This window comes from Psychrobacter sp. AOP31-B2-9 (genome assembly GCF_052378005.1).
Lineage (GTDB): Bacteria > Pseudomonadota > Gammaproteobacteria > Pseudomonadales > Moraxellaceae > Psychrobacter.
In genome coordinates, this window is record NZ_JBQSXG010000110.1 from 1 (window position 1) to 10,567 (window position 10,567).

The window sequence follows — 10,567 nt, forward strand, 5'->3', positions numbered from 1 at the left end:
ATTTTTATTATGTTGTTCAATAACATCACGTCAAAGTTGGGTCGTAGCAAATACGTATATCAGGTATAATTGGTCACCTTTAAAAGACTAAATATAAGAGCCTATGACCCAGCCAACTGCTAACTCTAAAGCTTCTGACACTACCTTCAATCACTCCCCCAAATCTCTAAACGCCTTCGCTCCACGCCTCCTAAACTGGTTTGCCGAAAACGGTCGCCATGACTTACCCTGGCAACAGCATCAAACCGATACGCCAAATCCTTATATCGTTTGGTTATCCGAAGTCATGCTTCAGCAAACACAAGTGACGACAGTGCTGCCCTACTTTGCGCGATTTATGGCATCGTTTCCGACCGTGCATGATTTGGCAGCAGCAGACTGGGATTTGGTCGCCGAGCATTGGGCGGGGCTGGGCTACTATGCACGTGCGCGTAATTTGCATAAAGGTGCCAAGCAATTGGTAGAGGTAATCGATGAGACAGGCGAGTTTCCGCAAACGCTCGCAGGATGGGAGGCGATCTCTGGTGTAGGACCGTCAACAGCTGGTGCGATTATGGCCATGGGCTTGCACCATTATGGCGTCATCTGTGATGGCAATGTCAAACGAGTCATCACGCGTTGGGCAGCGATTGATGGAGATATTACCAAGTCTGCCACCACTAAAGAGCTATGGGCACTGGCAGAGCGTTTGACGCCGACAGCAAACTCAGGATTATTCGCGCAAGCGATGATGGATATGGGCGCGACATTATGCACCCGTAGCAAACCTGCCTGCCTGTTATGTCCACTCAAAGAAGACTGCCTAGCGCATGCACAAGGGCGCGAGACCGACTATCCTGTCAAAGCAAAGAAACAGCCCAAACCCAGTAAGTTTAGTCATGCGTTACTCATTAAAAATGCCGATGACGACATTTTATGGCTGCAGCGCCCTGATAACGGCATTTGGGGTGGATTGTGGAGCTTGCCACTGCAGTTCGTACAGAAAGTCGAGGGTAAAAAAGCAAGTAGTAAGACGGCTGATAAAAAGACAGACTCTAGCGATGATAAGTTATCAAACGTAGCAAATGATGTACGTAGTAATGAAAAAGTATATGAAGCAGAATTTACCACCGCTGAGCAAATCATTAATGAGTGGCTCATAAAAAACAAACTGGTGGCAAAATCAGTTAGCCATACATTGCTCGATGATGCGCCTATTAAACATTCGCTGACGCATTTTCACTGGTACTTAACGCCGCAGTCAGTGACTATCAATACGAAGCAAGCAGCCGACATAACCAAATCACTGCAAGCGGCTGATATTAATATCAATTGGTTAAACGCTGACGATGCTCAAGCAACGCTTGGTTTGCCACGAGCCATGATTAAGATCTTAGAGTAAAAAATTGGCATAAAAAAAGCGACTCATCATGATAATGAGTCGCTTTTTTTCTTGAGAATCAAGCTCTAGCCATCTAAGACTTCGGCACACGCAAGCGCATCAGTCCTTCTTGTTGTACAGTGGCAATCAGCTTACCGTCTTGCCAAAACTGTCCGTGGTTGAGCCCCTTAGAGTTAGAGGTCGTATCACTCCACATATCGTACAACATCCAATTATTGAGATCAAAATTACGATGGAAATGCATCGAGTGGTCGATACTGGCCGCTTGCAGACCACTGGTCATAAAGCTAATGCCATGTGACATCAGCCCCGTACCTACCAAATAAAAATCAGACGAAAATGCCAATAGCGCTTGCTGAATCGCCACTGGTTGATTGCCCAACTCGCGGATACGTAACCAGTTCGCCTGCTTCGGTTTCATAGGCTCTGGGTTGATAGGGTCACGCGGCTTGACTGGCTTAATCTCGACATGACGACGACGCATAAATCGTGATTTCAGGGCAGTCGGTACTTTGCCAATATGCTCTTCTTTTAGTTCTTGCTCAGCGAGCAAATCTTCAGGCGGTGGATAGACGGGCATATCTTCTTGATAATCCAGCCCCTCCTCCATTGGTGAAAACGAGGCAATCATCGAAAATATTACTTGCTCAATAGGTGGCTTACCGCGCACTTCTTTGTATTGAATCGCCGTCACTTCACGCGCTGACAAGCTACGACCGTCACGCAGGCGGCGCACTTGATAAATTACTGGCTGGTTGATATCACCACCACGCAAAAAATACCCATGCAGCGAGTGGCAAGGCTTGTCCTTATCTAGTGTATGCGCCGCAGCCATAATCGCTTGTGCGAGCACTTGCCCACCGAAAATACGACTACCAACATAGTCATGGCTCTTACCCTCAAACACATCAGGGGTCACTTCAATAAGTGCAACAGTAGCCAACAACTCATCAATCAGTTGCGAATAATCGGGCATGACAATATATTTCCTTATTTTCATCAAAAATACACAGCACCTCACGATATCAATAGACTATATCGACAGATCCTTTGTATTTACATTTGAATTTAAAATAATATGAAATCACTTGCTAAACGTAAACAAGAGAGATATTAGAACAATAATACAGCCATAGCAGCGCTATCACTAAGTATTTATTATAAATAGAAAAAGGTAAACATCTTACCCAATATCAATGATTTTAGCTAGCAGCTGACTGTATACTGGCAAGTATCATATTTTTGTCTAAGCAAAACGGTGCAAAATGGTCAAATAAAGTCGATATATCTATAAAGAACGAAATAGCCGCTGCTACCTCGCTCTTTATTTTTATTATAAACTTATGGCTTAACCGCCACGAGCACACGAATAGAATCTGGTACCAGTGACAAGTTACCAAGCGCTTGCTCGCCTTGGGCTTTAAGCTGCTCTAAGTGCTCAATCTCTTCATCACGTACGTTAGGATTGATCGTTTGCAGATGTTTCAAACGCTTGATTTCGCGTGACCATTGCTGACTAAAACGTGCAGTGGCTTGCTCACCAATCTCAGCTATTTGCTGACGAGCAATATCTTCAGCCTCATAGTAGCGCTGCTCAATTACATCACTGCGTACTTTAATCACTTGGCGTGCACGGTTTTTGTCCAAACGCTCAATATGCGGCATGATCATATCGGCACTGATACGAGCAGACAAATCACTGCCCTGCTCGCTAATAAACACACGAATATTTTGCGTGGTCAAAGTCGCTGGTAGATTCAGCATTTTGGGCGCAATTGCTTCAACACGGAAGTTCACCTCTAGCAGCACCATACCTTGTGGAACAGCAGCACTTTTGAGCATAGCAACTGTCGTATTACCAAAAGTGCTGGTACTCGCCAAATCATAAATAGCACGCATCAATGGATGCTCATGAGTAATAAAATCAATATCTTCACGTTGGAGCGCTTGCTCTCGCTCAAAGGTCAGTGTCATACCGTCTTCATCACCAAGTGGTAAACCATCGATATAGTCACTGATCTCAGTACTGTCGATAGGTGCGATGACCCACGAACCGTCACGCTGAATACTATGATCGATATTGGCAGACGCAAAGAAACGCTCAATAAAGTGCGGCAGCAAGTTATTACTATCAAAGTCACGCATAGCATCCGCGATACGACCAGCGACACGCGGACGGCATGAGTTATACTCAAGCAGACGATCGCGACCTGCTTGTAGCTGGGATTCTAGTCCCAAACGTGTTTTTTGTGCCTCTTCAATGATGTCTTGTAAGATCACGTTGTTTTCGGCAGTATCCGCACCCTCAAGCATTGGCTTTAGCTCTTGGATATACTGCTCTTGTACGCTCTGAGCGGTTGGTGATATCTGATTGAACATATTCAGCGCATCGTTATACCAATTATACAGACGCTCTTGCGCTGTGCCTTGTACATAAGGAACATGCAACATGATTTGCTGGGTCTGACCGATACGGTCTAAGCGACCGATACGCTGCTCTAATGTGTCTGGATTGGCAGGTAGATCCCATAATATCAACTGGCTGGCAAACTGGAAGTTACGACCTTCTGAACCAATCTCCGAACACAATAGAATCTGTGCACCTTCACTATCGGCGAAAAATGCTGCTGCTTGGTCACGTTCAAGCAGTGTCATTTGCTCAGTAAAGATAGCCGTCTTGATACCTGCATGCAGACGCAATACCGCTTCTAAACTCTCTACCGTTGCACCGCTACGAGCGATTAACAACACTTTTTGATGTTTTAGCTCACCTCGTAGAATCTCTACCAACCAAGAAACGCGTGGATCGTCTTCTAACCAGCCACCATCTGGTTGATTTTCTTCGCCCCATAGCTGCTCACGCAACTTACCTTGAGTTTGGTAGCTGTCTTTCCATGATTCAGGTAGTGGTAGAGGATAAGGCTGGCTACTACGACCATAAAACCCTTTGACACTATCACGAGTATTACGGAACAGGATACGACCTGTACCATGGCGATCTAATAACTCATTGAGCGCATAGTTACGTAGTTTTTCATCATCATTAATCGCTGCTAATTCATCAATATCGATAGTAAGCAAACCACTCAAAGCAGCGATTTGCCCTTCACTCAATGGCTTATCGTCTATTAATACACTAGCGACTGCTGCCGTTTCAGCAAAGGCATCTTGACCATCGATAAACTCATCTAAATCATCGAAACGATCTGGATCCAAGAGACGCAGACGAGCAAAATGGCTCTGTGCGCCAAGCTGTTCAGGTGTGGCTGTCAATAACATAACCCCTGCTGTTTCTTCAGCAAAATCTGCAACTAAGTCATATTTATCATTGCCACCTTGCGCCTCGTCCCAATGCAAATGATGCGCCTCATCGACGACCAATAAATCAAACCCTGCATCCATCGCTTGGTCGTATAAATCAGGATGATCCAGCAATAGATCCATACCAGCGATGATACATTGTTCAGTACCAAACACATTTTGTTCTGGATCGTGCTCTTTAATTGCCGAAGTACGTACCAAATCAAATAAAGAAAAGTTTAGATTAAAGCGACGGCGCAGCTCAACCATCCATTGGTATTGTAGACTGTCTGGCACAAGAATTAATACACGCTCGGCCTTACCTGTAAGCAGTTGCTGATGAATAATCATACCCGCTTCAATAGTTTTACCAAGTCCGACCTCATCAGCGAGTAATACACGCGGTGCGATACGTTTGCCAACTTCATGCGCAATATATAGCTGATGCTCAATGATATCGACACGCGCACCCATCAAACCTTTGAGTGGATGACCTGCCAGCGCTGATTGCATACGCAAAATATCTTGACGCAGCTCATACCAATCACCGCGCTCAATTCGACCAGCCAGTAGACGCTCAAGTGGCTTCGCCAAAGTAATATTGGCTGCTAGACGAGTCTCCATGATACCGCGTTCGTGTTCATCGACACCGTACTTGAGCACACCCATTACTTCATCGACAGCATTCACCGTATAACTTTTGCCATCTTGGTCATAGATACTATCACCGACTTTGAACACCACACGTGATAATGGTGCAGAATTTTTGGCATAGACGCGCATCTCTTCGCTTTGCGGGAATAAAATATGCACACATCGGTCGTCAACATCGATAACCACACCCAAGCCAAGCTCAGACTCCGTATCAGATAAATAACGTTGACCAACGGCGAATTCAGTACTGTGCAATGAAGCGATAGAGATAGTCATAAGGCGATGTCTTTTGTACCCAGATAGTAAGAAATTAAAGAAATAGTGAAAAACGCTAGCAACGAGAATTGGCCAAGCAGCAAAAAACTAAAGAAACATAAGCTAAATGTCGTATTAAGTGTCTTAACAAAAACCAAGCCAACAGTTTGACTTCACCATTATATAACGTTAGCGGGTAGATGAGTGCGTTAAGTTAACTTTTCAAGAGCAGATTCATGCAGGATTTTGTCAATACTAGGCATCACAGAGACAAGCATAACGGAGAAATGCAAAATCATAAAATCACGACTCACTATGAAAAACAATCCCACAACGTGATACATTAAGTTGATAATCAATAAAAATTTAAATCAACCTTTTAAAAATAGCCATCGAGCTTAAAACGATCATTTAACAAGGAGCAACCATGCAAGCGGTTTTTTTAGATAAAGGCACTTTTTCTGATGGCGTTGAGTTACTCGCTCCAACAGGTATAAGCGACTACATCACGTATGATGAAACGCCACAAGATGATGCGATTATCATAGAACGCTGTAAAGACGCTGATATTATTATCACTAATAAAGTACAGGTCAATGCTGCGGTGATAAGCAAACTGCCCAATCTTAAGCTTATTCAGCTCACCGCCACTGGCATGAACAATGTTGATCAAGAGGCTTGCAACACACACGATGTCACTCTCTATAATGTCGCAGGCTATGCCGTCAAAAGCGTACCTGAGCATACTTTTATGTTGATGCTAAACGGCATGCGCGCAGGTATTCATTACCATCAAAAAGTCTCTGACGGTACGTGGCAAGCAAAAGGGGATTTTTGCCTATTGGATATCCCACTGATAGATTTAGAAGATAAGACACTGGGTATTATCGGACTTGGTACCATCGGTAAACGCGTTACCGAAATTGCACGTGCATTTGGTATGACGGTATTGTGGGCAGAGCATCAAGGACGTGAGCCACGTAATGATGATTACACAGCGTTTGACGATGTATTAGCACGTGCCGATGTGATCAGCTTACATTGTCCACTAAACCCACAAACGCAGCACCTCATTAATGCAGATACTTTAGCAAAAATGGCTAAGCAACCCTTCATCGTCAACGTCGCGCGCGGTGGGGTCGTCGATAGCGAAGCCCTCACCAATGCGGTGAACAACAAGCAAATAAAGGGCTATGCCAGCGATGTGTTTGAACAAGAGCCTATCGCAGCCGACGATCCTTTATTAACCCTTGCCAATCACCCACGAGTGATATTTAGTCCGCACAATGCTTGGGGCAGCAAAAGTGCACAAGAAAAGTTATGGCAAATATTAAGCACACAAGTCACTGACTTTATCGAAAAACGTTCAATTTAAGCAACATCAGAGGGCTCAAAATGGACTTGGGCTCTCCCAATCCATCCATGCACCCAGTACTGGATGCTTTAGGCGTAAGTGCTGCGCGTGCAGGTTCAGCCTTGGTGCTATCTCTAGCGCAGCACCCTCAGCGTAGATAGGATCGCCAATCATTACATGACCGACATGAACCATATGGACACGCAATTGATGACTGCGACCAGTAACTGGCTTTAACATCACTCGCGTGACCATCTGACCATTGCATTCTTCATGAGCCATTACTTCATACAAAGTCAACGCATGCTTTGGCCAATCATGATCGACAATATGGCGTGGTTTCGTCTCTGGCTCGTAGCGTACTGGCACTGATATCTTACCAGTGACGCCCACACTCTCCCACTGCCCAAAGACACGTGCTTGATACTTTTTTTGTGGTAGACGTTCTATAAACTGCTTACTAATATGGGTCTGTGCAGCGGCGTTTTTTGCAAAAATTAGCAATCCTGAAGTATCCATATCAAGGCGATGAATCAACTTAACCGCAGGATTAGCACGCTCAAGCCTTGCTAGCAAACTCACCTTTAGCGTTTTTCCATCAACACTTAATAGTCCTGCAGGCTTATCAACCACCCAAATATCATCGTCTTCATAGACAGTGACTTCTTGTGCAAATGCTTGAAAAAACTCAAGCGGATAGGCTTGCTCCTCAGTATTAAGGGCATCAACTTCTTCATCGGTAAAAAGCATAAAAATAGACTACTTATATTAAGGGCTTGGAAGTAAAAACAGTGGTTATATTATATTGTATAAAACAACTAATTTTGACCCAAAAGTAAGGGGGATTGCAGCAGCTGATTTACAACTCATAATTTATATCGCTATGTGTCGATTTATTGTGCTAATACTAGTTGTTAAACAATTTAACCAGCCTGTATCTGTCAAATTAGGGCAAACATGTTAATATAATGGCACATTTCCACCCATTCTAAACAATTCTTTGACCACCAAGCGATTTATTATTAAACCAATATATATGTTGATGAGTGGTGATAGAAGTTATAAAACAAGAGAGATAAAATTATGTCAGACCTTATTTTACATACTACCGACACAGACTTTGATCAAGACGTTCTACAATCAGACGTACCTGTATTGGTAGACTTTTGGGCGCCATGGTGTGGTCCTTGTAAAGCTATTGCTCCTATTTTAGAAGAGCTGGCAACTGAATACCAAGGTAAAGTTAAAATCGTCAAAGTAGACGTGGACAACAACCCACAAGCAGCTAGCCGTTTTGGTATTCGCAATATTCCAACGCTATTTGTCTTTAAAGGTGGCGAAAAAGTTGATTCTGTAATGGGACTACAGCCAAAAGCTGAACTGGCCAAAGTGCTAGACAAGCATCTATAAATCAAAAACCTTTGAATAAACTAGGGTGTGTCCTCATTTTAAAAATGGTGATAAAAATAAGATAAATTGCAGTCAAACAAGGAAAATAGCGCAGATAATATCGAGATATTAGTCAGCTATTTGACGCCGTTTGGCAAGATTTAGCCATTTTTAACCCATTTAGTTGGCTATCGATTGAATTGAGGACACGCCCTAGCCTTATGCGAAGTTTTTAGCAAAGTTATAAATGCAGACTAAAATGCCATTATCTAAGTTAGATAATGGTTTTTTGCTTATTTTTTATGCAAAAAACTCAATAATATGACTTTTTTAGCAAAATTTATTGACAATGGCATTGTGAAGACCGTATAGTCTGCTGACAACAGAAAACTAATTGTTTTCCTATGTGTCTTATCGCTATTCTCCTCGTGTTTATCAACAAAAACACAATCGTCGTTATAAACACCATTACTAAACGGAATGACTAAACACAATTACTGATATTGAGTTTTTGACGCAGACTCTTATGTAGTCTTCTTTATCTTTATTTCTTATTACCATGCATTCTATTATTGCAACGCGTACATAAGCTAACATGCTATACCTAAACTACATAAACTCTAACTCTGTGTGCACACCCTCTATCGCCATACTGTCGTTGTTTTAATCAATGTCGTGACTTGTGCTGCTAATGGCATCTCTCATCTGATCAATTGCTAATGACCTATCTATGAATCTTACTGAATTAAAGAAAAAATCAATCTCTGAGCTACTGGCTATTGCTAAAGAAATGGGTCTTGATAATATGGCACGTAGCCGTAAACAAGACATTATCTTTGCTATCTTAAAAACCCATGCACGTAACGGTGAAGCCATTTATGGTGACGGCGTACTTGAGGTTCTTCCGGATGGTTTTGGCTTTTTGCGCTCATCAGAAGGCTCATATTTAGCCGGCCCTGATGACATCTATGTCAGTCCTAGCCAAATTCGCCGCTTTAGTCTGAAAACTGGTGATAGTATTGCCGGTACCATTCGACCACCAAAAGATTCCGAGCGTTATTTTGCGCTATTAAAAGTTGGTGAAATCAACTTTGATACCCCAGATCGCTCACGTCATAAGCTTATCTTTGAGAATTTAACACCACTGTTCCCAACTGAACAGCTCAAGCTTGAGATTGGTAATGGCACGACCGAAGACTTGACTGGTCGTATTATTGACCTTATCGCACCCATTGGTAAAGGTCAGCGTTCTATTATCGTTGCACCACCAAAAGCCGGTAAAACGATGCTGCTACAAACCATCGCGCAGTCGATTACTCGTAACAACCCTGAGTGTTACCTCATCGTACTATTAATCGATGAGCGTCCAGAGGAAGTTACCGAGATGGTACGTACGGTACGCGGCGAAGTCGTTGCCTCTACGTTTGATGAGCCACCACAACGTCACGTACAAGTGGCTGAAATGGTCATCGAAAAAGCCAAGCGTTTGGTCGAGCATAAACAGGATGTGGTTATCTTACTTGACTCTATCACTCGTCTGGCCCGTGCCTATAACACAGTCATCCCTTCATCAGGAAAAGTGTTGACTGGTGGTTTAGATGCCAATGCATTAGAACGTCCAAAACGCTTCTTTGGTGCTGCACGTAATGTCGAAGAAGGTGGCAGCTTAACAATTATTGCCAGTGCTCTTATCGATACTGGCAGTAAGATGGATAGCGTTATCTTTGAAGAGTTCAAAGGTACAGGTAACCAAGAGATTACGCTTGAGCGTGATTTGGCTGAAAAACGTGTCTTCCCTGCGATTAATATCAAAAAATCTGGTACTCGTCGTGAAGAGCGCCTGCTTGATGAAGATAAACTGCGCAAAGTTTGGATTTTACGTAAATTACTACAGCCGATGGATGGCGTACAAGCAACTGAGTTCTTGTTGGATCGCTTAAAAGAAGCGAAGACCAATGATGAATTTTTTGAGCAAATGAAGCGTAAATCACAAAACTAATGCTAGCGCCGAATTGCTTTAACTTAATAAGCAAACATTTAGCTTAAATAAAAAAGATCGCTTTCGAGCGGTCTTTTCTATTTTCAAGACTGAAAATGGCAATCAGCAATCTCAACCGACCTACTATAATCAAAGAACTTTAAAATCGATACAAGGCAACCAACTGCAGATTGTACAAGTAGTACATCTAAGAAGGCTAACGCTGTAGCGATTTAGTAATTCGCTGACTATATCT

7 protein-coding genes are annotated in these 10,567 nt (G+C 43.1%); 4 read left to right on the top strand and 3 right to left on the bottom strand.

The window, feature by feature from the left end:
* Positions 1–103 precede the first annotated feature (103 nt).
* A complete protein-coding gene (gene mutY, locus ACT3SX_RS11360; RefSeq protein WP_192519619.1) occupies positions 104–1,381 on the top strand; it encodes an A/G-specific adenine glycosylase in 1,278 nt (425 codons plus the stop codon).
* Between the two features lie 73 nt (positions 1,382–1,454).
* On the opposite strand, the gene ACT3SX_RS11365 is transcribed toward mutY, so the two are convergent.
* Positions 1,455–2,357 carry an acyl-CoA thioesterase gene (locus ACT3SX_RS11365; protein WP_192519620.1) on the bottom strand — a complete coding sequence of 301 codons (903 nt, stop codon included), beginning with the start codon at positions 2,355–2,357 and terminating at the stop codon, positions 1,455–1,457.
* Between the two features lie 365 nt (positions 2,358–2,722).
* Positions 2,723–5,611: an RNA polymerase-associated protein RapA gene (rapA, locus tag ACT3SX_RS11370; protein WP_192519621.1), complete on the bottom strand. Its 2,889-nt coding sequence runs from the start codon at positions 5,609–5,611 to the stop codon at positions 2,723–2,725.
* A 406-nt stretch (positions 5,612–6,017) separates the two neighbouring features.
* Between rapA and ACT3SX_RS11375 the strand changes: the two genes are divergently transcribed.
* The gene (locus ACT3SX_RS11375; RefSeq protein ID WP_192519622.1) at positions 6,018–6,965 is read left to right on the top strand and encodes a D-2-hydroxyacid dehydrogenase; all 948 of its coding nucleotides are present in this window, start codon (positions 6,018–6,020) and stop codon (positions 6,963–6,965) included.
* A 15-nt stretch (positions 6,966–6,980) separates the two neighbouring features.
* Here ACT3SX_RS11375 and ACT3SX_RS11380 read toward each other — a convergent pair whose 3' ends face one another.
* Positions 6,981–7,694, bottom strand: a complete 714-nt coding sequence (locus ACT3SX_RS11380) for an RluA family pseudouridine synthase (RefSeq protein WP_192992118.1) — start codon at positions 7,692–7,694, stop codon at positions 6,981–6,983.
* A gap of 333 nt (positions 7,695–8,027) precedes the next feature.
* Here ACT3SX_RS11380 and trxA point away from each other — a divergent pair, with 333 nt between their 5' ends.
* Together trxA and rho are read left to right on the top strand one after the other, a co-directional pair.
* Positions 8,028–8,354 carry a thioredoxin gene (gene trxA, locus ACT3SX_RS11385; RefSeq protein ID WP_192519624.1) on the top strand — a complete coding sequence of 109 codons (327 nt, stop codon included), beginning with the start codon at positions 8,028–8,030 and terminating at the stop codon, positions 8,352–8,354.
* A 709-nt stretch (positions 8,355–9,063) separates the two neighbouring features.
* Positions 9,064–10,332, top strand: a complete 1,269-nt coding sequence (gene rho / locus ACT3SX_RS11390; protein ID WP_192519625.1) for a transcription termination factor Rho — start codon at positions 9,064–9,066, stop codon at positions 10,330–10,332.
* Positions 10,333–10,567 lie beyond the last annotated feature (235 nt).

Bases quoted from the DNA above. Each gene is read 5' to 3' on its own strand.
- mutY (WP_192519619.1), top strand. From the start codon at position 104: ATGACCCAGCCAACTGCTAACTCTAAAGCTTCTGACACTACCTTCAAT.
- ACT3SX_RS11365 (WP_192519620.1), bottom strand. From the start codon at position 2,357: ATGCCCGATTATTCGCAACTGATTGATGAGTTGTTGGCTACTGTTGCA.
- rapA (WP_192519621.1), bottom strand. From the start codon at position 5,611: ATGACTATCTCTATCGCTTCATTGCACAGTACTGAATTCGCCGTTGGT.
- ACT3SX_RS11375 (WP_192519622.1), top strand. From the start codon at position 6,018: ATGCAAGCGGTTTTTTTAGATAAAGGCACTTTTTCTGATGGCGTTGAG.
- ACT3SX_RS11380 (WP_192992118.1), bottom strand. From the start codon at position 7,694: ATGCTTTTTACCGATGAAGAAGTTGATGCCCTTAATACTGAGGAGCAA.
- trxA (WP_192519624.1), top strand. From the start codon at position 8,028: ATGTCAGACCTTATTTTACATACTACCGACACAGACTTTGATCAAGAC.
- rho (WP_192519625.1), top strand. From the start codon at position 9,064: ATGAATCTTACTGAATTAAAGAAAAAATCAATCTCTGAGCTACTGGCT.